This window comes from Liquorilactobacillus hordei DSM 19519 (assembly GCF_019443985.1).
Classification (GTDB): Bacteria; Bacillota; Bacilli; order Lactobacillales; family Lactobacillaceae; genus Liquorilactobacillus; species Liquorilactobacillus hordei.
Window position 1 is genome coordinate 50070 of the sequence record NZ_CP049303.1, and the last position, 26732, is coordinate 76801.

General features: G+C 35.1%; 26 protein-coding genes and 2 pseudogenes. 12 read left to right on the plus strand and 16 right to left on the minus strand.

The genetic code is table 11. From position 1 onward, the window contains the following. Nucleotides 1-285: 285 nt before the first annotated feature. The 3 genes and pseudogenes from G6O70_RS01475 to hemH form a co-directional block, all read right to left on the minus strand. A complete protein-coding gene (locus G6O70_RS01475; RefSeq protein WP_164478088.1) occupies nucleotides 286-429 on the minus strand; it encodes a hypothetical protein in 144 nt (47 codons plus the stop codon). After that, nucleotides 429-566 carry a hypothetical protein gene (locus G6O70_RS01480; protein WP_157047949.1) on the minus strand — a complete coding sequence of 46 codons (138 nt, stop codon included), beginning with the start codon at nucleotides 564-566 and terminating at the stop codon, nucleotides 429-431. The genes G6O70_RS01475 and G6O70_RS01480 overlap by 1 nt, the downstream gene beginning before the upstream one ends. 92 nt (nucleotides 567-658) lie before the next feature. Beyond that, nucleotides 659-1648, minus strand: a pseudogene (gene hemH, locus G6O70_RS01485) (ferrochelatase). A 209-nt stretch (nucleotides 1649-1857) separates the two neighbouring features. Here hemH and G6O70_RS01490 point away from each other — a divergent pair. Beyond that, the gene (locus G6O70_RS01490; protein WP_057869263.1) at nucleotides 1858-2538 is read left to right on the plus strand and encodes a VIT1/CCC1 transporter family protein; all 681 of its coding nucleotides are present in this window, start codon (nucleotides 1858-1860) and stop codon (nucleotides 2536-2538) included. Between the two features lie 90 nt (nucleotides 2539-2628). After that, nucleotides 2629-3291: a VIT1/CCC1 transporter family protein gene (locus G6O70_RS01495; protein WP_057869287.1), complete on the plus strand. Its 663-nt coding sequence runs from the start codon at nucleotides 2629-2631 to the stop codon at nucleotides 3289-3291. Nucleotides 3292-3542: 251 nt separating this feature from the next. Here G6O70_RS01495 and G6O70_RS01500 read toward each other — a convergent pair whose 3' ends face one another. The 5 genes from G6O70_RS01500 to G6O70_RS01520 form a co-directional block, all read right to left on the minus strand. Next, the gene (locus G6O70_RS01500; RefSeq protein ID WP_057869264.1) at nucleotides 3543-5579 is read right to left on the minus strand and encodes a KUP/HAK/KT family potassium transporter; all 2037 of its coding nucleotides are present in this window, start codon (nucleotides 5577-5579) and stop codon (nucleotides 3543-3545) included. 284 nt (nucleotides 5580-5863) lie between these two features. Then, nucleotides 5864-6292 (minus strand): universal stress protein, encoded by a 429-nt coding sequence (locus tag G6O70_RS01505; RefSeq protein WP_057869265.1) that lies wholly within the window; start codon nucleotides 6290-6292, stop codon nucleotides 5864-5866. 38 nt (nucleotides 6293-6330) lie between these two features. Further along, nucleotides 6331-7905, minus strand: a complete 1575-nt coding sequence (locus tag G6O70_RS01510) for an Nramp family divalent metal transporter (RefSeq protein ID WP_057869266.1) — start codon at nucleotides 7903-7905, stop codon at nucleotides 6331-6333. Between the two features lie 315 nt (nucleotides 7906-8220). After that, nucleotides 8221-9225, minus strand: coding sequence for a YhdH/YhfP family quinone oxidoreductase (locus tag G6O70_RS01515; RefSeq protein ID WP_057869267.1), 1005 nt, complete (start codon nucleotides 9223-9225; stop codon nucleotides 8221-8223). A gap of 37 nt (nucleotides 9226-9262) precedes the next feature. Then, the gene (locus G6O70_RS01520) at nucleotides 9263-9829 is read right to left on the minus strand and encodes a uracil-DNA glycosylase family protein (RefSeq protein WP_057869268.1); all 567 of its coding nucleotides are present in this window, start codon (nucleotides 9827-9829) and stop codon (nucleotides 9263-9265) included. Between the two features lie 354 nt (nucleotides 9830-10183). Here G6O70_RS01520 and G6O70_RS01525 point away from each other — a divergent pair, with 354 nt between their 5' ends. Then, entirely contained in the window at nucleotides 10184-11515 is a 1332-nt protein-coding gene (locus G6O70_RS01525; RefSeq protein WP_057869269.1) for an MFS transporter, read from the plus strand. Nucleotides 11516-11623: 108 nt separating this feature from the next. Here the strand turns inward: G6O70_RS01525 and G6O70_RS01530 are convergent, their stop codons facing one another. Together G6O70_RS01530 and G6O70_RS01535 are read right to left on the minus strand one after the other, a co-directional pair. Continuing rightward, nucleotides 11624-12391 (minus strand): ABC transporter permease, encoded by a 768-nt coding sequence (locus tag G6O70_RS01530; RefSeq protein WP_057869270.1) that lies wholly within the window; start codon nucleotides 12389-12391, stop codon nucleotides 11624-11626. After that, nucleotides 12372-12773: pseudogene (locus tag G6O70_RS01535) on the minus strand (ATP-binding cassette domain-containing protein); the annotation flags it as partial. The gene G6O70_RS01530 and the pseudogene G6O70_RS01535, both read right to left, overlap by 20 nt. Before the next feature lie 74 nt (nucleotides 12774-12847). Here G6O70_RS01535 and G6O70_RS01540 point away from each other — a divergent pair. After that, on the plus strand, nucleotides 12848-13531 hold the full coding sequence (locus G6O70_RS01540) for an ArsR/SmtB family transcription factor (protein ID WP_057869271.1): 684 nt from the start codon (nucleotides 12848-12850) through the stop codon (nucleotides 13529-13531). Nucleotides 13532-13570: 39 nt separating this feature from the next. On the opposite strand, the gene G6O70_RS01545 is transcribed toward G6O70_RS01540, so the two are convergent. Beyond that, the gene (locus G6O70_RS01545) at nucleotides 13571-14194 is read right to left on the minus strand and encodes an MFS transporter (RefSeq protein WP_373566397.1); all 624 of its coding nucleotides are present in this window, start codon (nucleotides 14192-14194) and stop codon (nucleotides 13571-13573) included. Between the two features lie 120 nt (nucleotides 14195-14314). On the opposite strand from G6O70_RS01545, the gene G6O70_RS01550 reads away from it, so the two are divergent. Then, nucleotides 14315-14488 (plus strand): LytTR family DNA-binding domain-containing protein, encoded by a 174-nt coding sequence (locus tag G6O70_RS01550; protein ID WP_233419138.1) that lies wholly within the window; start codon nucleotides 14315-14317, stop codon nucleotides 14486-14488. Between the two features lie 17 nt (nucleotides 14489-14505). Continuing rightward, on the plus strand, nucleotides 14506-14937 hold the full coding sequence (locus tag G6O70_RS01555) for a DUF3021 domain-containing protein (protein WP_258236173.1): 432 nt from the start codon (nucleotides 14506-14508) through the stop codon (nucleotides 14935-14937). Nucleotides 14938-15052: 115 nt separating this feature from the next. Here the strand turns inward: G6O70_RS01555 and G6O70_RS01560 are convergent, their stop codons facing one another. Genes G6O70_RS01560 through dhaK form a run of 4 tightly spaced genes read right to left on the minus strand, consistent with a single transcriptional unit; the run spans nucleotide 15053 to nucleotide 17734 of the window. Continuing rightward, nucleotides 15053-15757 (minus strand): MIP/aquaporin family protein, encoded by a 705-nt coding sequence (locus tag G6O70_RS01560; RefSeq protein ID WP_057869273.1) that lies wholly within the window; start codon nucleotides 15755-15757, stop codon nucleotides 15053-15055. 12 nt (nucleotides 15758-15769) lie between these two features. Continuing rightward, a complete protein-coding gene (gene dhaM / locus G6O70_RS01565) occupies nucleotides 15770-16144 on the minus strand; it encodes a dihydroxyacetone kinase phosphoryl donor subunit DhaM (RefSeq protein ID WP_057869274.1) in 375 nt (124 codons plus the stop codon). Further along, entirely contained in the window at nucleotides 16141-16728 is a 588-nt protein-coding gene (gene dhaL / locus G6O70_RS01570) for a dihydroxyacetone kinase subunit DhaL (RefSeq protein WP_057869275.1), read from the minus strand. The genes dhaM and dhaL overlap by 4 nt, the downstream gene beginning before the upstream one ends. Before the next feature lie 10 nt (nucleotides 16729-16738). After that, entirely contained in the window at nucleotides 16739-17734 is a 996-nt protein-coding gene (gene dhaK, locus G6O70_RS01575) for a dihydroxyacetone kinase subunit DhaK (RefSeq protein ID WP_057869276.1), read from the minus strand. 286 nt (nucleotides 17735-18020) lie between these two features. Between dhaK and G6O70_RS01580 the strand changes: the two genes are divergently transcribed. From G6O70_RS01580 to G6O70_RS01595, 4 genes are read left to right on the plus strand one after another with little or no spacing between them, the layout of a single operon-like run. After that, on the plus strand, nucleotides 18021-19139 hold the full coding sequence (locus tag G6O70_RS01580) for an ABC transporter ATP-binding protein (protein ID WP_057869277.1): 1119 nt from the start codon (nucleotides 18021-18023) through the stop codon (nucleotides 19137-19139). Further along, nucleotides 19096-20046: a carbohydrate ABC transporter permease gene (locus G6O70_RS01585; RefSeq protein WP_057869278.1), complete on the plus strand. Its 951-nt coding sequence runs from the start codon at nucleotides 19096-19098 to the stop codon at nucleotides 20044-20046. The genes G6O70_RS01580 and G6O70_RS01585 overlap by 44 nt, the downstream gene beginning before the upstream one ends. After that, nucleotides 20046-20876: a carbohydrate ABC transporter permease gene (locus G6O70_RS01590; protein WP_057869279.1), complete on the plus strand. Its 831-nt coding sequence runs from the start codon at nucleotides 20046-20048 to the stop codon at nucleotides 20874-20876. The genes G6O70_RS01585 and G6O70_RS01590 overlap by 1 nt, the downstream gene beginning before the upstream one ends. Next, a complete protein-coding gene (locus G6O70_RS01595; RefSeq protein ID WP_057869280.1) occupies nucleotides 20873-22222 on the plus strand; it encodes an ABC transporter substrate-binding protein in 1350 nt (449 codons plus the stop codon). The genes G6O70_RS01590 and G6O70_RS01595 overlap by 4 nt, the downstream gene beginning before the upstream one ends. 138 nt (nucleotides 22223-22360) lie before the next feature. Here G6O70_RS01595 and G6O70_RS01600 read toward each other — a convergent pair whose 3' ends face one another. Next, on the minus strand, nucleotides 22361-23077 hold the full coding sequence (locus tag G6O70_RS01600) for a demethylmenaquinone methyltransferase (protein ID WP_057869281.1): 717 nt from the start codon (nucleotides 23075-23077) through the stop codon (nucleotides 22361-22363). A gap of 333 nt (nucleotides 23078-23410) precedes the next feature. Between G6O70_RS01600 and G6O70_RS01605 the strand changes: the two genes are divergently transcribed. Both G6O70_RS01605 and G6O70_RS01610 read left to right on the plus strand, forming a co-directional pair. After that, nucleotides 23411-24514: a lactate oxidase gene (locus G6O70_RS01605; RefSeq protein ID WP_057869282.1), complete on the plus strand. Its 1104-nt coding sequence runs from the start codon at nucleotides 23411-23413 to the stop codon at nucleotides 24512-24514. 546 nt (nucleotides 24515-25060) lie between these two features. Then, on the plus strand, nucleotides 25061-26671 hold the full coding sequence (locus tag G6O70_RS01610) for a peptide ABC transporter substrate-binding protein (protein ID WP_057869283.1): 1611 nt from the start codon (nucleotides 25061-25063) through the stop codon (nucleotides 26669-26671). Nucleotides 26672-26732 lie beyond the last annotated feature (61 nt).

Sequence of the window (26732 nt, forward strand, 5' to 3'; positions counted from 1 at the left end):
AAAATACGTCAAGCTTATGTAAAAAAATTAGTACCGCATTCATTTTTAGTGAAAAACAAAAAGTTCTGATACTAACTGATTTTCACCAATTAATACCAGAACTGATCTTGAATCTTTTATTCCGGATAAACGTGTTTCATAAGTCAAAATTCTCCGTTTAACTTCAAATTACTCATAGCAAAACACTCGCTATATTCGTAATTTCGAGTTAGTACTCAAATTTTCCCGACTTATGCCACACTCTTTCGACCTATCACGAATAAACGTGTTTCATCTTCTTAATTATTATTTTCCATGAATCTTATCTTGTAACTTATCTCCCAAATCGTCAATTTTCTTAGAAGCAAAAATAGTGCCTCCGACTAAAACACCGCCAACCACCAAACCAACTGCGAGCACGAACTTGAATAACCCCTTAATTAAATTCATTATTTTTGCCTCCTATCATTAACTTTTTGACCTTTTGCTGTTTGAATTTCCTTATAAATTGCCATCAACAACTGGGCTAGAGTCAAAATAAGTGATAGTTTTGACCAAAAGCCTATTCCAGAACCTAATTTTTTCACACCCTCACCCCCATACACAGAAAAAGCGTAACCCTTATGTATATTATAGAGTAAAATAGTGCTCAAAATCTATTGATAAGGCTTGCCCCGTATTATATGAATTCCCTTTTATCAGCCGAATCTGAAACAATCACAGTATCTTGATTTAAAACCAAACCTTTCAGCACTTTGGTAAAGGCAAAATCATCATTAAGTGCCGGAACCATTTTAAATTCCGTCCCGCCGCTTTCCATAAAATATTCTTTATTTTCAATTTCAAGTTCATGGAGTGTTTCAAGACAATCTGAAACAAAACTTGGAGCAACCACTAAAACACGCTTAATTCCCTCTTTAGGAAATGCTCGTAAAGTATCATCTGTCGCGGGTGTTAACCACTTATCTGGTCCAAATCTAGACTGGAATGTTTCAGTATAAGGTACATCCCCTAATCTTTTTATTATCAACCTTGTCGTTGCTTTGCACCTTTTAGCATAAGGATCTCCTTTCTCAACATAACTTACAGGAATTCCATGATAAGAAAATAGTAATCTATCTGGATGAAATTCATCAATTGCCGTTCTTATTTTATCTGCTAGTGCATCAATGTAAGGAGCAAAGTCACAAAAATCCGTAACTATTTTTAAATTAGGAATCTTTACTCTTCCTATGTAAAAGCGATTAATATCATCTACAACCTAACCAACAGTCGTCGTTGAATACTGTAGATACAATGGAATAATTGTTAAATTATCAATTTCATTTTGCTCCATTTCAAGCAGTCCATCTGCAATCCCAGGTTCACTATAGCTCATAGCATAACGGACTACATAGTCTGGTAATTCTTCTTGCAGCATCTTTGTTTGTTGTTGTGTGTAATAAAGTAATGGTGATCCATGTTCTTTTGACCATATTTCCTGATATAGCTTAGCCGATTTTTCAGGCCGGTGTGGCAAAATTGCTAAGTTTAAGATTGGATTCCACTTCCAAGCGGGCATATCAATCACCCGTGGATCACTCAAAAATTTTTTTAGATAAACTCGTACATCAGCTGGTGTAGGAGTCTTGGGAGTTCCTAAATTAATTAATAAAACACCTTTTTTCATTTTTTCCCCATCCTTTTCAAATTATCTTTCGATAAAGGCAAAAAACTTTTTAATTGATAATCATTCTCAATTTTTTTAATTCTAGCATATCTGCTAACTAATTCAAAGTAAGAATTTATGATTATTTATTATCAATTTACATTTTCCAAAATGTATACTATAATAATTACTAGTTTAGAAACATTCTAAATTATTTGGAGGGATTACTAATGAAGAAGAAGAAAAGTCTCGCGCAAAAGGTTAATATTATGCGTGCAGCTGTCATGGGGGCGAATGATGGTATTTTGTCTGTTGCTGGTATTGTTATTGGTGTGGCCGGAGCAACTAACAACAATTATGCTATTTTTTTGGCTGGTATCGCCGGTATGTTGGCCGGTACCGTATCAATGGCAATGGGAGAATATGTATCTGTAAATGCACAAAAGGATGCACAGAGAAAAGCAATTATTCAACAAAAATCAGCACTTTCATTAAACTATGGCGATGAAGTATCTTATGTCAAAAATAAATATGTATCAAAAGGTATTCAACCTGAACTTGCTGCTAAAGCGGCTTCCGAAATGATGGAAAAAGATGCATTGTTAACTTCTGTGCGCGAACGTTTTGGGTTTGATATCAATGAATTTACAAGTCCTTATGCAGCAGCATTGTCATCAATGATATCTTTCCCTTTAGGTTCAATTCTACCGTTGCTGGCAATTACATTGTTACCCGAATCAGTGAAAGTTTTTGCAACATTTTGTTCTGTTGTCGTTGCACTTGCAATTACTGGATTTATTGCAGCAGTACTTGGAAACTCAGACCGTAAAAATAGTGTTATGCGTAATACAGTTTCTGGCATATTAACAATGCTGGTTACATATGGTATTGGTATTTTAATTGGAAGGTGATTTTAAATGAATCCAGATATTTTGAAAAAGGATAAGAAAAATAGTAATAATATTAACAAAAATAATCAGGTAAAAACTAGTAAATCAAAGATGACCATTGATGAGAAACTAAATACTCTTCGCGCAGGCGTCTTGGGATCAAACGATGGTATTTTAACTGTTGTCGGTGTCTTGTTTAGTGTCGCAGTTGCAACAACGAACCAATTCACTATTTTCATTGCTGGACTCGCTGATCTAATTGCTTGTGCCTTCTCAATGGCAGCCGGTGAATATGCCTCTGTAAGTACACAAAAAGATACTGAAAAATCAGTGGTAGCAGAAGAAAAACGCCTACTACACGATAATTTAGATACAGAGAAAAAACGAATTGCTATATTCTACGAAGAAAAAGGAGTTACATCTACAACTGCAGCTGAAATTGCTGAAGATTTAATAAATAAAAAGCCCCTTGAAACATTAGTTGATATTAAATATAACTTAAAGCTTGATCATTATATGAATCCTTGGGCAGCCGCTTTTTCGTCATTATTCTCGGCAACAGCAGGTGGAATTTTCCCATTAGCTGCAATGACCCTATCTCCAGTTAGTTACCAATGGCCTGCAACTATCCTTGCTGTTTGTGTCTCAGTCTCTCTAACCGGATATCTAAGTGCTAAGTTAGGAAACGGGCTGGTTAAAATTGCTATTATACGTAATCTTCTCGTTGGTATTTTGACAATGATCATCCATTATAGCATCGGGATTTTACTATAAGATTCTATTAATATCATTTTAATTATTATGATTGTTTAAAAAATCTAAATTGACATTATCACAAATCAGACAAATAACTGCTTTAAGAATATTTTGTCGAAAATTTGTAAATGTGAATTTAGGTTTTTTCTAGTTATGAATCAGGAAAACAAAAATAAAACTGAAACTGAAAAAGAAACACCCCCTAATAATTAGATTTTTCGAGGCCTAATTATTATGGGGTGCTTCTTAATTATTCAATTAAAGGTTGGCTAATCATTTTTTTTAGAATTAGACATATTATAATAAATTTTTCTTTGTACTAAATATTGATCTTTTTCTCTTATAATAAATAGTGGTGAACTTTCTTCGACAACATTACTAAATTCAAGACCATACCATAAAATTGGAGAAGCTGTAATTCTTTGAAGATAAAGTCTCCCACTAATCAAATGCCGATCAAGATAGCTAATTTGATTGTTTAACATTAGGTCAGAAGGCTGTTCATTAATAATAACGAATTTAAAATCCCCGACTTTACGATTTTTTTGGGTAGAGTATTTAGGAACTTGCGGTTCTAGGATTCCTTGATTAACTAGGTGATCAACAATTTGATGAAGATAAACACTTATTGTTTGCGCTTTTCTAAAGCCTAAAAACATCTGAACGTTCACTATATTTTTTGTTTCCGCCATATCAATCGTGTAATTACTCTCATAAGGATTACTAGTTTCATTAACAGTTACAAACCAGTAAACTTTAGCTCTCTTAGGCTCTTGATCCAAGATTGAATACATCGTACTTCTTTTGATTTCATAATTATCTTTTATTTTTGTCATATAAACCAAATTAGTTGTAAAGAATGGAACAGTTTCATCTTTACTTAACTTTTGAAGTTGCTCACGATAATCTAAAAGAGAAACATACTCACTTTCATGTTCATAATGTTCACGTCGCTTATTTCCAAAATACCAGATCCACATTATATACGAAATAGCTGCCATAATTATTAATGTAACGTATCCACCATGAATTACTTTGACAAGACTGGCAATAAAAAATATTATTTCGATAGTACCAAAAAATAGTGAAACTACACTTGCAATACCTTGACTTAATTTGTCTTTCAAGAATTGATATAACAAGATAGTTGTCATTAACATTGTAATTGTAATGGCTAGTCCGTATGCAGCTTCCATTTTTTGTGATTGTCCAAAATGCCAAACAATTCCTAGGGTCACTATACATAATAACCAGTTGACACTTGAAATATAAATTTGATTTTTTATATTACTTGGATGTCTTACTATTAGTCTAGGTAAGAATTTAAGCCCAATTGCTTCATTAACCAAAGTATATGATCCTGTAATCAGTGCTTGCGAAGCAATAATTGCAGCAAATGTTGCAATTACAATACCAAACAGTCGCCACTGTCCAGGAAGTATCTCATAAAAGGGATTAATATTTGACAGGTTTCGGTATGCAGTATCATTGGCATGAATAATCATCCATGACCCCTGACCTAAATAATTTAAAAACAATGATAGATAAACTACTGGCCACGTAGCATAGATATTCTTTTTCCCAACATGCCCCATATCAGAATATAGGGCTTCTGCACCAGTAGTTGCCAAAAAAATACTACCCAGAATAAAAATGCCCACCTTATTTGCAGGACTAAACAAAATTTTTATTGCATAATAAGGAGATAAAGCCTTTAAAATTAGTGGATATTGCAATAAATTAATAACACCCCAAATAGCTAAAAAGACAAACCATAATGCCATTATAGGACCAAACAGTTTCCCAATTATTCCAGTCCCAAAGCGCTGAATTACGAAAAGTCCTATTAAAACAAGGGATGTAATAATTAAAACATCATATTGGTTATTACTGAACAAAATTGGCCCAATTCGTTGATTCTTTAAGCCCTCAATAGCAGAAGTTACGGTTACTGCCGGTGTCAGAGTTCCATCAGCCAAGATTGCGGCTCCGCCAATTAACGCAGGATAAATCAACCATTTTGCTTTTTTTCTAACTAATGCATAAAGTGAAAATATTCCACCCTCATGATTATTGTCAGCTTTCATTGCAACAATAATGTACTTAAAAGTTGTTACAATCATTAATGTCCAAAAGATTAGTGAAACTGAACCAATCACGTAATCTGGTGAAATATTCTTCATTTTTCCAGCATCACTTATTAATGCATTCATTACATATAATGGTGAGGTCCCAATATCTCCGTACACGATTCCTAAAGTCACTAGCATTCCCATAAATGAAGCTTTTTCAAGTTGTTTATTCATCCCCAACCTCCTCTAGCATAGAAACTTAATGTGCAATATAATGTTCTAGGCTAGCCACCATTCTAGCATAAAATTCCACACAATGTAATGTGTTTAAAACGATAATAATCACTGCTATAATTTCAATATTCTTCACTATTTCATATGGGAAAATAAAAGGCAGGTCCGAAAAATCAAAACACGATTTTTTGGACCTACCTTTCTTGCAATGTTTATGCACCTTCGATATTCTCTCTAACACATTAAACATAGAAGTTGTGCAAAAGTTAAAATATCATTTATTTCTATCTTACAACCAAAACTGATATTGGGGCATTCCTAGCCATGTATGCTGCTTGGCTACCAAAACGTCCCTTAATACCCTTCTTTGATTCTGAACCAATTATCAATAGATCGGGATTTGCCTTAGGAATAACCTTCTTCACGATTGACTCGCCTGCGTCGCCTTCTGCGATAATCGTTCTAACATTCTTAACACCCTTAGCAAGTGCCTTATCACGATATTCCAGAATATGTTCTTCCAACTCTGATCTCTCACCATGAATAAAATCTTTATCCATTGCTTGGAAAACACTTAACTCATCACTTTCGAGAACCGACGTAATTATGAGCTCTGCGTCTTCTGCAACAGCTCTTTCAATTGCATAATCAAAAGCCAGTAAGGCATCAGCAGAGTCATCAACACCAACCAATATTCTTTCTACTTTTTTCATTTCTATTCCTACCTTTCACAGCAACCATCAAACAATTTTTATACTTCTTCAAGTTCTCTTTTAGCAGCAAAGGCTTTGTTTCCCTTGTAAAGATCAAAAATTGTCCATGCTAGCAATGCTAATATTCCAGCAATTATTGCATACGCGATATAACTTGCAATTACTAATTCAGTTGCGGAAGCATTGTCTCCAAAGAAATTTTTTATTTGATCAGGTAATCCAATAATATTAAGAACCGTCAACCCTAACACCGAAATCCATCCCAGTGTCTTAATCAAAAATGTATTCTTAAATTTTTCACCCATTTCAGCATTACTATTCGTCAACATTAATAGCGGTAACATTGAGAAAGGTAAGGCAAAGGCCAAGAAAACCTGTGAATTATTCATTAATGTATTCAAAGCTTCATGTTCAGCAATTTCGCTTTTACCGCTTGTCAAAACAACACAAATCAGAACAGGAATAACAGAAATTAAACGTGTAACCAATCTACGTAACCATAGTGGCATTCTTAAATGAACGAAACCTTCCATGATAACTTGTCCAGTCAATGTCCCTGTAATAGTTGAATTCTGACCTGAAGCCAATAAAGCAACTGCAAACAAAATTGATAAAATTCCTGATCGAGCCACCTCAGCCAATAACCCATTACTTAGAGTGGATGTATCTGAAAGTGCTTGAAAAAGCCCAAAGAAGGAAGGATCCTTCACAGCACCTGTCTTAAAAACGGCAACACCCATGATAAGAAGAAGTGAATTAACAACAAAAGCAAGTGACAATTGGATGTTTGAATCCCATGCAGAGAATTTAACAGCTTGCGCAATTTCTTCTTTATTATCGTGATCAATCTTTCTTGTTTGGGAAACAGCTGAATGTAGATACAAATTATGTGGCATAACAGTTGCACCAATAATTCCAAGAGCACCTGTTAAAGGTGTCTGCCCACCAATACTAGGAGAATTAGAAAAAGTTTTAATTGATGGTACAAAACCTTTCAATATATCGCCCCATGATGGATTTGAAAGTACTACCTGATAAACAAAAACAAATAAAATAACAAAAATCAAACATACAACAATTGCTTCAATCTTTCTAAAACCAATCTTAGTTAAAAGCAATAATAATAAGACATCAAAAACAGTGATAAACACGGCTATAACTAACGGTATATGGAATAAGAGATACAACGCAATCGCAGCACCGATAACCTCAGCTATATCAGTTGCCATAATAGCCAATTCTGTTAAAATCCATAAAACAATCCCTAACGACTTACTCGTACGTACACGAATTGCCTGTGCCAAATCCATCTGGCTCACAATTCCAAGTTTGGCAGCCATGTACTGCAGTAACATCGCGATCAAACTTGAGATTAAGATAACGGAAATTAGTAAATATTGAAAATTTTGTCCACCAGTAATAGATGTCGACCAGTTACCTGGATCCATATACCCAACAGCAACCAGTGCTCCAGGACCAGAATATGCAAATAGTGTTCGAATGAATCCCTTACCTTTTGGTACTTCAACAGTACCATTTATTTCTTCGAGTGAAGGACCATTAGCATATTCAACTAATTTATGCTTCTTCTCTTGAGTGTTATCATTGCTCAAAATTTTTACCACCTTTCAGATATTAAAGTAGAACCAGAATGTATTATACACCTCAGTTCACCTAATTTGAACTTTTTTTTAGGCTACCCATAAAAAATATTTTATTATAATGACTTTTTCCATTGATATTCGCTTAAAACTAACTTTTAAAAGCCTTAAAAAAAGTTCTGCAAATTAGTTGGTGAATTTCTTCGTAAGCCAATTTACAGAACTAATAAATAAATCTACACTTTCCACAGGTACTACCGAGTGAACAACATTTTTTGCAAGAACCTAGTAGTTAATTAATAACCCCCAATTCTATTTACTTAATTTTTAACATTTTTTAATGTCAGGTATACTAATGATAATTCTACCTTTATTTCTCACTTTCCCCCAGTTTTTAACTGCATATTCAACTTCGTCCAATGAAAGTTTTCCTACTGAAAAAGTTCCAGCAATATTCCAATCGGTCAATAATTGTTGCCACATGTTCTTTTTTTCTTCAAGCGTGATATTTACCGAATCGATTCCAATTAGTCGGATTCCCCTTAAAATAAAAGGAAGTATACTAATATTTAGATAATTACCAGCAATATTGCCACATGTTGTAACCACACCTCTATAACTAATCCATGGTAGTAAATTCTCCAACACTACACCACCGACACAATCCATTACATAATCAAATTTTTGATGAGTCATCGCTTTTTTTGTTTCAAGTTCTTTTCGCACATATATATGCTCGAATTTGTTGCTATAACTATCTCGTTGTTCTTTATTCCTAACAAGCACCGAAATATTTTCCATTTTCAATTTCTTCAAAATGGCCACAACTATGCTCCCTACACCCCCAGTAATGCCTGTAACAAGTATTTCGGAGTCTTTCTTTGCCCCTGCCAAAATGATTTCATTTACCGAAAGAGCAGCTGTCAAACCTGCTGTTCCAAGCGACATCACATATTCTAATAATGTATCTTGCTCTAGCTTTATTAACCATTTTGCAGGTACTCTTGCATATTCAGCTAATCCCCCAGTATGAGAAACACCAACATCGTAACCCGTACATAATACTTTATCTCCTACTTTGAATTGCTGATTACTGGTTTCAACAACTACACCGCAAAAATCCACTCCTGGAATCATAGGATATCTTCTAATTACGCCTGCATTACTTTGAAAGGCCAAAACATCCTTATAATTTAATGAAGAGTATGCAATTTTTACGATTACATCACCTTCAGACAGATCATCAAAGGAAATTCTTTTTAATTCTGATTGCACCTCCTGTGTATCAGCATTCTTACTAACGACTATTGCGCTAAATAATTCATTTTTCATTATTCAACCCCCTTTTGTAATAATTTCTGTTTGCTACTTAAATTATTTTTCTAATCTGTTCTTGTAATCTTGGAATTACATCGGTTAAGAACCAAGCATTTTTCTTGAGCCAAATATTGTTACGGGGTGACGGATGTACAATGGGAAAATATTCAGGTAAGTACGTCGCAAAGTTTTGCACTGTACTTGTTATCGTTGTTTTAGGTGTTAAGTCTAAATAATATCGTTGAGCATAGGCCCCTATCAAAACTGTGAGTTGAATATTTGGCATTTGTGCCAATAATTTTGGATGCCATTTTTCTGCAATTCCCTTTCTTGGTGGCTTATCACCAGACTTGGCTTTTCCAGGAAAATAAAAGTCCATTGGAATAACTGCAATCTTCCCTGAGTCATAAAATGTTCCTTTATCTACCCCTAACCACTCACGGAGTCGGTCACCAGAAGCATCATTCCACATAATACCTGAATCTTGGACCTTCTTTCCAGGTGCCTGACCAATAATTAATACCTTAGCTGATTTTGGTGCTGCGAAGATCGGATATAGACCTGCTGAAGTGTAATCCTTGTTCTGCTCGTCTTGAACAATATCATCATAAATACTCATTTTATTTCCCGCTCTCTTAGAATCTATATATTTAATTATACAATAGTTTCCAAAATAACTTATAGAATAACCCCACCATTACAACTTTTTTTGATTGAAATTATCGTATAAAAAATAGTGATATATCCATACTCTTTAATTCAAAACAATTTTTGTAACTTTTACCAAATATGATGAAACTTTAAAAATATAGTATAATATAATGTGCTTTTGTCTTTCATTTCTGTTTAATGGAAAGTAAATATTACTTATAAGCTTAGATATGAAGCTGCTGATGAGTATCCAAAAGCGATTCAATATAAAATATATTTTTTAAGAAGCTGTTATCTAACTACTGCATATAGTAGTTTAATTATGGAAAAAGAAGATCAAAAAAAGTTTTACAAGCATGCACCATTTTCAAACGTCCATCTAAGAATTTATCTAGCAATTATCTTAGGTCAATTTACAAGTGGTTACACTATTCAAGTTAGTGGTGCAGCGATTTCTGCTGCACAGAAATATTTGCCGCTTTCTAGTCTGTGGATTGGTTTGATTGGTTCTGGAACGCTAATTGGGCTTGCAGGTAGTCTCTTTGTAGGAAAAATATCTGACAACATTGGTCGAAGACGATTGCTTTTGATTAATATGTATGTCTTGACTGGGATTTCATTATGTCAGTTCTTTACTTCAAATCTCTGGTTAACATTTATCTTCAGAGTAATTGTCGGTTTAATGATTGCCATTGATTATACTGTTGGAAATACTTTGCTTATTGAATGGCTACCCTTTAAAGAAAGTGGAAAAATGCAAAGTCGCTTAGTAATTTATTGGACGTTAGGCTTCATTTTAGCTTATTTTTCTAGCTCTTTTATTCCCGATTTTGGAGCATTAACTTGGAAGATTATTATGGTTTCACCTGCTATTTTTCTGATAATCACTGCAATCTTCCGCTCATTCGCTAAATTACCATCATCACCTAGCTGGCTCGTTAATCAGGGTAAACCCAAAAAAGCACAAAAAGTCATTCAAAAGCATCTCGGAATTAAATGGGGAATCTCAAAAAAACAAAAACTGCATGCTGCTAAGGTTACTGAATCTTCTGCCAATTTCTCATGGACAATTCTTTTTTCAAAGAAATACATTAAACATACTCTAGTTGGTGGTGTCTTTTATGCTTCCCAAGCATTTTCGTTTTTTGGAATAAGTATCTTCTTACCCATCTTAATTTCTAAAATGGGCATATCTGATACCAATTTAGTAGGGTATTTATACAATGGTTGTATGCTTTTGGGTATTCTTTTAGGAATCAGAATTTTTGGTACTATTAGCCGAAGAAAATTCCTTGTCGGTGATTTTCTGCTATCCGCAGCCTGCCTCCTAATATTATCTTTATGGAGTTCTATTCCTAAAGAATTGGCACTATTTACTTTTTCTCTTTTCTCGCTCGCCTTATCAGCTGGTTTAGTAATGGACTACCCTTATACTTCTGAACTTTTTGATTCTCATATTCGTGGGACTGGAGTGGGAATGGTTGTAACGATAAGTAGGGTTGGCGCCGCCGCAGGAACTCTCTTACTTCCCGTTATTACCAATTCAGTGAGTGTTCAATTTTCAATGTTACTTTGTGGCCTAATTCTCCTATTCTCAGGAATTTTTTGCCTTGTTTTTGCCCCAGAAACATCAATCAAGTACAAGAAAAGTTAAGGCTATTGCCTTGAAAAATACATTTATTCGTAACAAATAGAGGCATTGAATCAAAAATTAACGTTTGACTCAATCCCCCTCAATAAAAATATTCTTCTCTTTGTCTTATTAATAATTTAGCTTCGCCCTGACTATTCGTTGAGGAATAAAAGAAAGTACAATAGCAACTATAATTAGCCAGCTTACGTCTCCTAGGCTTGGCAATGTTACATTACCTACTGCCATTTGTCGAATTAAATCTACTGCATGCGTTAATGGCGAAAACCAACCGATGTTTCGCAACCAAGGTGACACAGAGCTTAACGGGAAAAAAGTATTTGAGAACATATACATTGGTTGAATAATCAGCATACTAAAGTAATTAAGGTAATCTCTTGTGGGCGCTAATAAAGTAAATGTTAATCCCAAAAATCCAAATAGAGTACCTGTAATAAATAGAATAATTGGAATAAATATGACCAACCAGCTTTGTAAGATTCCCATAAATAGGGTCACTAATAAAAATAAAGTTCCAAAAATTGTACTTCGAACCCCCGCCCATAAAGCCTGACCTACAATAATTTCTTCTAGACTAATTGGTCCCGTACTCATCTCATAATATGTCTTGTCCAAATGCATCTGAATATAGGCATTGGTTGTGCTTTCAGCATTAGAAGCATTCATACCAGTCGCTGCTATTAGTCCAAGTGAAACAAAATTTAAATATGGCATTCCTCCTACATGACTAACAAAATGTCCAATTCCTAGCCCCATTGCTACCAAATATAAAATTGGATCAAATAAATTGAAGAAAATTGAAACCTTAATTAACTTCTTAAAACTCATCCAATTACGTTGTATAACATGCCAAATACCATTAACTGAAAGTCTGTTCAATTTCTTCACGCTCCTTCGTATATCCAGTTAGTCCAAGATACATCTCTTCGATACTTTTATACCCCTGCTGTGCAGGTAGTAACCTTGTTTGTCCGCTAACAATTATTTCCCCATGATTAATAATCATTACATCATCAGCCAATCGTTCAATTTCTTCACCATAATGTGATGTAATTAGTATCGCAACCCCATTTTTCTTTAGTTGTTCTAATTTATTCCAAAAAACATATCTTGATTGAATATCCAATCCTGTCGTTGGTTCATCCAGAATAATTAGTTCTGGATTGTTGACCAAGGCACGTGCTAGCACCAATCGTCTCCTCATTCCACCTGACAATTCATGAATTTCCTTTTTTTTATAATTTGAGAGACCTACAAATTTTAGTAAGCTCTCTACTTATTTAGACGGGCATCGAAATATGGAATTAATAAATATATATTTAAGGAGAATAAAAAATGAACGAGTTTCCTGACATTACAATAATCGCTAAAGCTCTCTCTAGTTCATCAAAGATGAAGATTCTCGACGAGCTGATGGATTATAAAGGTCACACAACAACCGAGCTTGCAAGAGCTAGTCAAATAACACCACAGACCGTAACTCATCATCTAAACGAATTTCTTAATAATAATTGGATTAGGATGGGAAAATCGGGCCGCTTTCATTATTTTTTTCTAACTAACACTGATGTTGCGCAATTGTTAGAACAGCTCAGTCCCATTTCACCACAAAAAAGAGCACGCTCATTACAGCGCACTCTTGATCTTGAAAAGGATGAATTATTCCGTACTTGTTACGACCATATGGCTGGTCACATTGGGGTACTCATTACTCGATCTCTCATTGATAAAAAATACTTAGACTCAACATTTCACCCCACCAAATCTGGGGGAACATTCTTAAAAGAAACCCTTGATATTGATATCCAAAACTTACATCATTTGAAGCGACAATTCACGACACGCTGTTTAGATTGGAGTGAAAGGCAACATCATGTAGGCGGTACACTTGGTCATGCACTATTTCTATCATTTGAGGAACAGAAGTTTGTTGTACCACATAAAAATATAAAGCGTGCACTAGTTTTAACCCCGACTGGTGATAACTTTTTACAAAAAGAACTGGATATAAAGTTATAAATAGTATAACTAGTTTTTGAAATTTTAAGCACTTTTTATTTAGATAATTTGCTCTTTTCTATTAAAAATTCTACTTAAACAAATAATAATTAAGACAAAAAATAACGTAATTATCCAACTAATTCTAATCCCAATAACCATTTTCTGAGATAACAGATTTATTATTGTTGATCCAATTGCTGTCCCACTAGCAATCGCAATATTTTTAACCATTCGTTGTAATGCACCCAAACTGCTCTGATTCTTATTATTACCAATCTGCATAATTGCAGCGATGCTTGCCGGTTGAAAAAAGCCCCCACCAATACCGTAAATAAATAAGAAAAATGTTATCAATATGGCTGGAGCCTGTTGACTTGAAAATGCTAAGCCTAATAGAGAAATTGCAATAATCCCTAAACCTAACAGACTAAACATTGAATTTTTATGTCCATCATTTAATTTGCCCGAAATTCTAGAAAAAATAACTAAACCCACAGGTGCACCCAAAACAAGTAATCCAGTTATCCCAACATTTAACCCCATCAACTCTTCAAAAATAAAAGGTGGTAACAAAAAAATCATAGCTGACGCAAAACAAAAGACTGAGGAACTTAATAATCTTGCGTTCGTAATTGAAAAAGTAGTAAACGAAAAAATACTAATCGGAAAACATGAGGACAACTATAAATCTATATATCTTCATCAAATTATTAGTATTCACACAGAGAGTAAAAAGATTATCTGCGAAGCCAAAGACGGTAATTTTAGTATTAAAAATAGAATCTATGAACTATCGACTTTGTGCCCAAACAAATATTTCTTCAAATCTCTAGTTCCGAAATTGTTAATATTACACAAATAAAGGAGTTTAGCTTGAGCCAGACTGGTGTTTATCAGGTCAATCTACTAAATGGTCGAAAAACTTATACATCTAGACGGTATGCACAAGCAATAAGAAAGGAATTTTTAAAATAAAAAAAATTATTCTGCAAATTTTATTTGGCATTACAGTGGGAATCTTTATCGGTTTTACAACGGCTTTAACTTTCTCTTTTATTTATCAAAGTAAGTATTTCTCCCCTTCAGCTCCTCGCTTTATTACATTTTTTTCTTCAAATACAATGGCAACAGCTATTTCAGCAATTTTATGGTCATTTATGGGAATTTTATTTAGTTTATCAAGTATGATTTTTGAAAAAGAAAACTGGAGTATCACTCGTCAGACAATCACTCATTTGATAGTTAGCTATCTTGGTTTTACTCCCTTGGCAATACTGGCGGGTTGGTTTCCGTTAACTGTTCTCTGGTTAATCAGCTATACAATCATCTTTTTAATCATTTATCTTATTATTTGGTCTATCTCAATGCTGACGGCAAAAAAAGAAATTGAAGAACTAAATCAATTAATTAGCAATAAAAAATAGTCACAGCTAACCACACTTTACTTCATTGTGTGGTTAATCGTGACTTTGGTAGATCAACAATTTATCCTAAAATCAAAATCTAGTTTATTTAAATACTTTTTGGTTAAAAGAACAACTATATTATCGCCATTAATCCGGCAGCCAAAATTCCTCCAACAAGCGGTCCAACCATTGGAACCCATGCGTATCCCCAATTAGGATTTGTTTTATTCGGTACTGGTAAGACTGTGTATGCCAATCGAGGTCCCCAATCACGTGCAGGATTGAGGGCAAAACCAGTTGTTCCACCTAATGCCTGACCAACAACTGTAATTAATAAACCAACTATTAATGGTTTCAGACCTTGCGTAAAATTGCCTAGATTTAATAAAGTAAAGATGAAAATAAATGTAGCGATAACCTCACTCAAAAAGTTGAAAGTAGGGTTGTTAATTGCAGGACCCGTGGCAAAAATTCCAACCGTATTTCCTTCTTCAACTGTCTTGGAATCCTTAAAATGAGGATAATATTGTAAAATAATAATAGCAGCGCCTAGAAATGCTCCTACGAATTGACCTAGTAAATAGGGTAGAACTTGATCCCAAGGAAAGAAACCAAACAATGCAAACCCAATCGTTACCGCAGGATTAAGATGTCCCAAAGAACCTAACGCTCCAGCAACATACACACCGAAAGCTACTGCTAGACCCCATGCAATCGAGATATACAACCAGCCTTGTCCATTAGCATAAGATTTTTTTAGATTAACGCCTGCGCCACACCCGACACCAAAAACAATTAAAACGGCTGTTCCGAATAACTCTCCCAAAAAACCATTCATTATGTTCCCCCCTTACTTAATCTTCAACGGAGCTAACTGTTGTTCGATATCTTTCAATGCAACATCTGCTTCTAATAGAGTAGCTGCAGTATAAGCACCTTCTATCAAAGCAACATCATAGATATTAACTTTTTTATCCGACATTTCGACAGCCAATTCTAAATTCATCTTAGAACTTCCTAAATCATAAAAAGCTAGTAATTCCTGAGCCTCATTTCGCTCAAATGCGTCCATAATTTTTCCTGCACTTGTACCTATCTCATTTTCATCAGTTCCCCCTGCAAATGTAATAGAGACATCCGCTGCAACTTGCTCCAACAACTTAGGTACTCCTACTGCCACTTCCGGTACATGTGAGACGATGACTATTCCAAATTTTTTTGTCATTTAATTCCCCCCGCTTCGATGAAACTCTCAAATAAATATTGGCTTGAAACAGCCCCTGGATCTAAATGACCAACCGAGCGTTCTCCTAAATATGAAGCTCTTCCTTTCTTTGCTACTAAATCTTTAGTCCCATTGGCTGCTTCTCTTATCTGCTCTACTGATAAACTGCTCTTTTCAAGAATATCAACAACTGGTGCCCATACATCAATCATTGTCTTATCACCAACAGTTGCCCCACCACGTTTTTTGATTCCTTCCAATGCATAACTAAATAACTCTACTGGTGCTTGTGTTTCGTCACATTTTTTAGCCATTTCTAAGAATGCCGTACCATATAATGGACCAGCAGCTCCACCAACTTTGCTGATTAAGGCCATCGCAATTGTCTTAAAAGTCGTTTTTAAATCTGGTTTTGTAAGTTTATCTAAGCTATCCTTGACCCCCTGCATCCCCCTCATCATGTTATTACCGTGATCACCATCACCGATTGGTGTATCGAGTTCACTCAAATATGCCTTTTGTTCACTAACTTTCAGGTAAAATAATTCCATCCACTTATCTACTATTTCAACTGTTATCATCATATCTCTCCTTCTACCATGCAATTGTTTCAACTGGATAATTTAAATAATCTAACCATTTATCATCAACAAGTTCAAAAATTGTCAAAGATATTCCTGCCATATCAATTGAAGTCATATAATTCCCGACTTTCATAAAAGCAGGTTCGATTTTTCTCTCAGCAAGCTCATTCAACAAATCATGACTAAACACATATTGTTCCATTAACGGAGTAGCACCCATTCCATTAACTAAAACAGCATACTTATGTGACCCATCAAGGTGTAGTTCACTATCAATTTTGGAGACTAATTCTTCAACTAGTTCATGTGATGTCTTAATCTTTTCTCGACGATACCCGGGTTCACTATGAATTCCAACCCCATACTCAATCTCATCATCAGCAAGTTCAAATCCAGGCTTCCCAACTTCAGGAACAGTTGCTGCAGATAATGCCACCGCAATTGTGCCAATATGAGGCAATACCTCTTTTGCAAGTTTTTCAATTTCTTCTAACGAAGCACCTTGATCTGCAGCAGCTCCAACTATCTTATGCATTAGTATCGTTCCTGCTACACCGCGTCTTCCTTGAGTATATAGGCTGTCTTCAACTGCGATATCATCATCAACAATGATTGACTTAACAGGAATATCGTCTAATTCTGCCATGTCACTTGCCATATCAAAATTCATAACATCTCCAGAATAATTTTTAATAACTAAAAAAACGCCTTTACCTGTGTTTACAGCTTTAATTGCCTCATAAATCTGATCTGGCGTCGGTGAAGTAAAAACCTGTCCTGCGACTGCCGCGCTCAGCATCCCCTTACCTACAAATCCAGGGTGAGCAGGTTCATGTCCGCTCCCACCGCCACTTACAATCCCAACTTTTCCATCCATTGAAGCCTTATTACTTCTCACAACAGCCTCAGTTTCAGGTATCTGTTTCACATACTGTGGATACGCTCTAACCAATCCATCGATCATTTCTGGCACGACATCTCCAGGATTATTAATTATCTTTTTCATCTAATTACTTCCCTTCAAAAATATCTTTCCATAATTAATGCACTTACAAGAATTTTAAGCACATCACTTATATACTCTTTTTTACCATATTCTCACTAATAATTGTAGTGAAAAGGCTTACCAAAGATCTCAAACTACACGACTTAGGTCACACTCTGTTATTCAATAAGCCATATCTGCTTAAATTTATATAAAATACAAAACAATTACATTTATCACACGATTCTTTTACAAGCGACAACTACACTTGACTTGTTCCTAATCAAAAATACTAAGGGGTAAGGCTATGTCTATTGAATTAATTAATATTTCGAAAACATATAATGGTTCGGATTTTATACTTTCAGATATTTCCGTCAAGATTGAAACAGGCGAATTCTTTGCCATTGTTGGCCCATCAGGCTGTGGTAAGAGCACACTTTTACGAATGATTGCAGGACTGATTCCCATTTCAAATGGTCAGCTAAAAATTGATGATAACGATGTTACCAACTTGCCTCCACAGGAACGTGCTTTAACTATGGTTTTTCAAAATTATGCTCTTTTTCCCTTTTTAAATGTTAAAGATAATGTAGCTTTCGGTCTAAAAGCACGAAAGATGGCTAGCTCTGAAATCAGTACACGTGTTGACCATGCTCTTGAACTTGTTAATTTAACCGATTTCAGTGATCGTAAACCAGGTGAGCTATCAGGAGGACAAAGGCAACGCGTGGCACTAGCACGTGCAATTGCCAGTGATGCTAAGATTTGCCTCATGGATGAGCCTCTTTCCAATCTTGATGCACAGTTACGTAATAAAATGCGTTCTGAAATTCGTGAATTGCAACAAAAATTAGGCTTAACACTCATTTATGTCACCCATGATCAAATTGAGGCAATGACCATGGCTGATAGAATTATGGTCCTCAATAATGCCAAAACTCAACAAATTGATTCCGCTTCAAATATTTATGACACTCCATCGAATACTTTTGTCGCAAGTTTCTTTGGCACACCACAAATGAATTTGCTTGCTCTAACCTTAAAAGGAAATAATGAGTTCTCTGATGTTGAACATAGTTTAAATTTTTCTGTAACAAATAGTCTAAAGGCTGGAAATTATCTGGTTGGTGTAAGGCCCAACTCCCTTTCAATCGATAATAATAGCAACAAAACAAATGCCGTAATAACCAACATTGAATACTTAGGAACGCGCTCAATTGTACATGCAAAACTAGACAATTCAATGGAAGTTCGAATTGAAACCAGTAACACAGAAACTCTATCAGTAACTGACAGAGTTTCTGTAAGGCTTACTGGAAATCATTATATTTTTAGTGCAGACGGTCAGAGACTTCTAAACACGAATGGAGGGTATACAGATGGAAACTCAAGTAAAAAACTCCAACTTCAACATAGTATCTAAAAAAAAGAAAAGTACCTCTTTGTCATTAGGGTATAATCCCTATGCAAAAGACAAACTTTACGCAGTATTATTTTTAGGCCCTTCACTTTTGGTCCTAACACTTTTTGTATTTTATCCAATGTTACGTACTATTTACCTAAGTTTTTTTCTAACAAATAACCTCGGGAAACCAACAGTCTTCGTTGGACTAAAGAATTATCTCTCGTTACTTTCTTCAAGTGCCTATCTCAATAGTCTGCTCGCAACACTTATTTACGTCGTTACAGTATCAATCTTCACAATTGCAATCGGTTTAGTCTTAGCACAAGCTGCCACCAGAAAAGTGGCTGGCATTAATTTTTTTAGAACTATCTTCTCTGCAACAATGGGTGTTTCTGTATCGGTTGCTGCAATCTTTTGGTTATTTATCTTCAATCCTTCAGTCGGTGTGTTGAGTCAGGTATTCACCGCTTTGAATCTGACACCTATTAATTGGTTAACCGAACCAGGTTGGGCAATGACATCAGTTGTAATTTCAACAGTTTGGATGAATCTCGGTTTTACTTTTCTGATATTCTTCGGAGCACTTCAATCTGTTCCGTACACACTCTATGAAGCTGCACAAATAGAGGGCGTTTCTAAAAATTATCAATTTTTTCATATTACAATACCCATGATTTCACCAACAATTTTCTTTGTCTCAATCATTACGCTGATTGAATCATTTAAAAGTTTTGGCTTAATTGATTTAATGACTGCTGGCGGTCCCAATAATGCTACAAATTTACTGGTATATCGTATATATCAAGATGCTTTCTTAAACGGAAACTATGGTTTAGCCAGTACTGAATCGGTAATTCTAGCGGTGATTATTGCAATTTTCACATTTATTCAGTTCAAAGTCCTTGAAAAGCGAGTGACCTACTAATGACACAATATAATAAGAAAGAAAAAACCCAACATATATTTCATTATTCACTACTAATTATTCTAACAATTTTTATTATTGTCCCCTTTTTATTAGGTTTTTGGACTAGTTTACTACCAACCGCCGATATCTCCAAAGGAGCACTTTGGAGTAATCATATTTCACTGGATAATTATGTAACTGCAATAACCCAGACACCAATTATCCGCTATCTCTTCAACAGCCTTTTAATCTCTTTATTAACAATGTTTGCTCAAATCATTTTCTGCTCAATGAGTGCTTATTCCTTTGTCTTTCTCAAGTTCAAAGGACGTGACTTACTATTTTATGTATTTCTTGCAACAATGATGCTTCCTTTCGAAGCTGAAGTAATTCCTAACTTTACAACAGTCCGTGATCTTGGCTTACTCAATCACTACGCAGTTATGATTATTCCATTTCTAACTTCTGCTTTTGGCACGTTTATGTTACGCCAAGCTTTCCTGCAAATTCCTGGAGAACTGAAAGAGGCTAGTGATATTGAAGGCTTATCGCACTGGCAGTATTACTATAAGGTCGTAATGCCCTACTCAAAAATCAGTGTATATACATTAGCAGCATACAGTTTTCTCTCAAGTTGGAATCAATATTTATGGCCTATGCTTACTACCTTTAGTGATAATTTTCGCCCTGTCCAAGATGGGCTTAGGCAGCTACAATCACAAGAAACATTCAATAACTGGGGCATGATTCAAGCAAGTGCGGCAATCATTATAATCCCTACTTTAATTGCTTTATTCTTTGGCCAACATTACTTTAAATCCGGGCTTAATGAAGGTGCAATCAAATGACAAGAAAAAAAACAATATTTGCTATCTTAACTATTATTTTTCTCGCAATAATAGGTTTCACTTTTTCACAAAAAAATAATGCAAAAGCTGACTCGCGTATTAAAATTGTCTTCTGGCATGAAATGACGGGTCCTGGACAAATACAGCTAAATAAATTCGTTAAAGAATTCAATGACTCGCAAAGTAAGTATGTCGTTGTTCCACAATTTGAAGGTAACTATAATGAAGCTGTACAAAAAATATTGAATACACACGGAACTGATGCTTCTCCCGCTCTCTTTCAATCAATGGATATTTCAACAAGCCAAATCTACCATTCTAGTTACACAACGCCAGTTCAAAAGTTTATTGACAAAGAAGGTTATGATACAAGCAAGATTTCCGCTGTAGCACGCGCATTTTATTCTAAGAATGGTACTCAGCTGTCAATGCCCTTCAATACTTCACAACCAGTATTATATTATAATGCAACACTGTTGAAGAAATATGGTATAACTCCTCCTCCAGTCAATCCAAGTTATAGTGATATTACTAGAGTAGCCACTGAACTCTATCAGAAGTCCGGGAAGAAGGTCAAGGGCTTAAGTGTTGAAATTTACGGTTGGCTCTTTGAACAATTTTTAGCTAATGGCGGTGAATCATTAGCCAACAACAACGATGGTCACTCTGGGGTACCGACTTCTGTTAACTTCTCAGGAAAAGTTGCCACTAAAACAATGCAATGGCTGCAAGAAAACATTAAAAGCGGCGCCTTTATGAACTTTGGTGCTGGCTCAAGCGCGTCTGCCAATGAAATGGCTGCATTTCTCTCGGGTAAACTTGGTATGTTTCTTCAATCCTCGGCTGATATCAGTCAATTAACAGCTGGTACCAAAAATAAACTAGGTGTCACATATTATCCTCATCCTGATGGGCAAAAATCCAATGGTGTTTCCATCGGGGGTGCTTCACTTTGGATTTCAAACGATAAGTCCAGTGAAGTACAACAAGGAGCGTGGAATTTTATCAAGTTTTTGATGACCGCTAAGAGCCAAGCCTCATGGCAAGTTGCCACTGGATATCTTGCATTAAATGAAGATTCACAAAACGAACCTGTACTCAAAAAGTTATATCAGAGTCAGCCAGAAGCTAAAATTCCAGGACAACAGTTGCGACGAACAAAACCTAACAACACAAACTCTGGTATTTTCATGCAAGGATTAATTCAAGAACGTACTCTAACTCAGACTGCCATGGAACAAATCTATAATGGCAGTAACATCAATAACTCGCTTGTTGAAGCCGAAAAAGCTATGAACAGTTATATAACTTCTAATAATCTGGCAAATAATGTCAAGCAAAAGTAATATTAAGGTAACATGATTAAAAGACACTCTAATATCGGAATAAAAAGAGATGGTGGGTCAAATTTAACTTTTGACCCACCATCTCTTTTTGCATCTTTGTGTTATCCCAAGAATTATTTTGGATTTCATTTCTATATTTTACAGACTCTTATATCCTATATGAAGGACAACTGCGCCTAAGCTAAATTGCTTATAAGTAACCTTCTGTAAACCTACTTCTTCAAACATCTCTTTCAACCTATTTGCAGAAACAAATTTTTTGGTTGTCTTCTGCAAATAATCATAATCAGCATAATTATTTCCCCGTACTTTAGCAATCACTGGAACCAGTTTAAAGAAAATATTCCACACACTCTTTACAAAAACATTTTGCGGTTGTGAAGTTTCCAAGCACGCCACAAAGCCACCAGGTTTCACAACCCTAGTCATTTCACTCAACACTTGACTTGCATCAGGAACATTTCTAAGTCCAAAACCAATTGTAGTTCCCGCAAATGAATTATCAGTAAATGGTAACTCCATTGCGTTTCCTTGTACTAAATCGATATTTTTTCTTTGTTCCACATCAATCAATTTTTTTTCAGCAAGTTTTAACATTTCTTTGCTGAAATCAAGCCCCGTAACATGCCCTTCATTACTCAATTCATTCGCTAAATCAGCTGTCCATGTTCCTGTGCCACAACAAACATCCAAGAGTTTCGAATCAACTTTTATATTGAGTCTCTTCATCGTTTCTCTACGCCAATTTTTTTCTAAGCCCATGCTAATCCAGTTATTCATTGAATCATATTCAGGAGCAACACGATCAAACAATGAATTAACTTTTTCTTCAGGTGTTTTATTTGTGAGTACCAAGTAATAGACCTCTCTTTTTCTGATATACTTTCCAGTTAATGCTATCACACTTTTGGAAGGCACAACATAATTAAGTAATATTATTTTCTAGATTTACTTGTATATTCAATCAATTTTATATCTATTTAAAATTGAATTAATACCATATATAAAGCAACACTTATTAACAACCATATCCTTGCTACTAATTTTTTTCGCTTTTTAATTTACTATTACGTATTAAGTTTTACGTTTTACCAACTTTTTTATTTATCGAAAAAGATATTGACATTTATTCATAAAGGATCTACGATAGTCTTGTGATAAAAAAAGTAACAAATATAGAGGGGTATTATGACAATCTTTAATGGATATGAGCAAAGTGATCGTGAACAAAAGCTGAATATTTTAAATTTACCATCACTTGAAGCAGAAGCAAAGAAAATTATTCCAACTGGCGGTTTTGGATATATTAGTGGTGGTTCAGAAGATGAATGGACATTACACGAAAACACAAGCGCATTCAACCATATACAAATTATTCCACGTGCCCTTACTAATGTTGATCAACCCTCAACTAATACTAAAGTTTTTGGATTAAACTTAAAAACACCTATTATGATGGCACCTGCAGCTGCCCAAGGCTTAGCACATTCTCGTGGTGAGAAAGCAACAGCTGAAGGATTAGCTGAAGTAGGTGGATTAATGGCACAAAGTACTTATTCCTCAACCTCAATTGCTGATACCGCAGCCGCTGGCAATGGCGCTCCACAATTTTTCCAACTATATATGAGTAAAGATTGGGAATTCAACTATAGTCTACTTGATGAGGCTGTTAAAGCTGGTGCTAAAGGCATTATTCTTACAGTAGATGCAACAGTAGATGGCTATAGAGAATCTGATATCATTAATAACTTCCAATTTCCAATTCCAATGGCTAACTTAGCTAAGTTTTCAGAGGGTGATGGTAAAGGAAAAGGAATTATGGAGATTTACGCAGCAGCAGCTCAAAAAATTAGTCCCGATGATGTTCGTCGTATCGTAAAATACACCAAATTACCTGTTATAGTTAAGGGCATAGAAAGTGCGGAAGATGCACTACTCGCAATTGGTGCCGGTGCGGAAGGAATTTATGTTTCAAATCATGGTGGTCGCCAGTTGAATGGTGGTCCAGCTTCTATCGATGTTTTACATGACGTAGCCAAAGCAGTTAATCATCAAGTGCCTGTTATCTTTGACAGTGGTGTTCGTCGTGGATCACATGTTTTCAAGGCTCTTGCAAGCGGTGCTGATCTAGTTGCTCTTGCTCGTCCCATCATCTATGGACTTGCTCTTGGTGGTGCAAAAGGAGTTTCTTCTGTCATCAATCACTTAAATGATGAACTAAAAATTGATATGCAATTAGCTGGAACCAAAACAATTGAGGATGTAAAAAAGGCAAAAATCCTCAGAAAATAGCTGATAAAGCAGTACTGATACATCTAGAATGTCGCAGACAAAACAATTTGCTAAATTTGTGCATATTGCATTTAAATACTGAATAATTAAATACAATCAATGATAAAGTTATGTCAAAAAATCAACTTTTGATCTAGCTTTTTTCTTTACATACACTTCCCACAAATATTAATACATAATTACTTTTCCTAGGAAACTTATATTTAATACTTAAATTCTAATCAATTACTTTATCTTCTCTTATTTTCTAACAAGATTTTTAAAAATAATTTAACTTGTTAATTGACAGGCAGTTCATAAACAAGTACGCTTAGTGCATATAAATAAGCATTTAGGAGGAGATTTCTATGATATTTCTTAGTAATGAAAAAATGAATATGTACTACACACGTTGCAAACACGTAAACATGCTTGTTTTATCATCAATCATGATTATAGAAAACTCTACCATCTAATTAATTCAAGTTGTTTAGAGTCCCTGATCATGATAAGATCAGTGGCTCTTTTACTTTACTATCGAAAACTACATCACTTGGGGGCTTATACATGAAAAAAGGGATTTTAGCATTATTCGGAACCATACTGGCTACTACGATTATACTGACCGCTTGTAGCAATAAACAATCATCTGCTAATCAACAAGATTTGACTGTTGCAACAAGTGCTGAAATGGCTACACTTAGTACAACCAAATACAGTGATACTACAAGTCTTGAAGCATTGCAAAACACTTTTGAAGGTCTTTATCGCTTTAACTCAAATAACAAACCCGTACTAGCTGGGGCTTCAAGCGTTAGTGTAAGCTCAGACAAGAAAACCTACACTTTTACTCTTAGAAAGAATGCAAAATGGTCAAATGGGGATGCTGTAACTGCGCAAGATTACGTCTTTGCATGGAGAAAGATGGTAGATCCTGCTTCAGCCTCTCCTAATTCACAGCGTTTCGCACCTATTAAAAACGGGGTTGACATTGCCGCAGGTAAAATGCCTGTCAACAAATTGGGAATCAAAGCCCTTAGTTCTTACAAGCTGCAAATTACACTTGAGTCACCTATCAGTTATTTTTCTGAACTTATGACAGGTGCACCTTTCTATCCACAAGATGAAAAAATTGTTAACAAATATGGTAGCCAGTACGGAACAAGTGCTTCCAAAACAGTTTTCAACGGGCCTTTCATCGTAACTAATTGGAACGGGACTAACTTAAAGTGGAACTATGTAAAGAATACTAAATACTGGAATAAAGATGCCGTTACTTTAAAAAAAGTTAAGGTTCAAGTTGTTAAGGATGCATCAACAGCTGCTAATCTGTATAAAACAAATAAATTGGATTATGCAATGTTAACAACAGATTACATTAAGCAATATCAGAAAACAGCAGGCTTTCATTCAAAAACAATTCCATTAATTGGTTATATGTCATTTAATACTCATCGCAAAACAACTGCCAATGTACATTTTAGAAAAGCTATTGCATTCGCTTATAATAAGGGTTCTTTAGTTAAAAACGTTCTGCACGCAGGCTCTGCACTAAATGGAATTGTTCCTAAAAATTTTGCTTTTAACACAAAAACTGGAAATGACTATCGTAAAGATGCTGGGAATATGTCCACGTATAATCTCAAGGAAGCTAAGAAGCAATGGGCTGAAGCGAAAAAAGAATTAGGCAAACAGAAAATTTCAATCGAACTGTTAACTTCTGATACAACTGATTCCAAACAAATTGGAGAGTATCTTCAAAGCCAACTTGAAACAAACTTACCAGGGCTATCAGTTAGTCTTCGTTCTATTCCATTGAAATCTCGTTTAGCAGCAACAACTGATTATGATTTCGATATCGTTTATGGAACATGGCAACCTGATTACGCTGATCCTGTCAACTTCATCAGTGATGGTGGTCAATACCACTTAGATGATGATTATAACAACAGTAATTTCCGTAGCTTATTAAATACAGCGGCAACAACATATGCAACTAATCCAACCAAACGCTGGTCAACTTTGATTAAAGCTGAGAAGCAACTGATTAAAACAGATGCATTCACTGCACCAGTATACCAAGGTGGGATGTCTTATTTGTTGAAGAACAAGGTTAAAGGACTACAAATTTCACCATACGGAACAGTATTATTCTATCGAAATGTCAAAATTAAATAATTAAAAAAACAGTTAATCAAATTAAAGTTAAGCTTTAAAAATTTGATTAACTGTTTTTTTA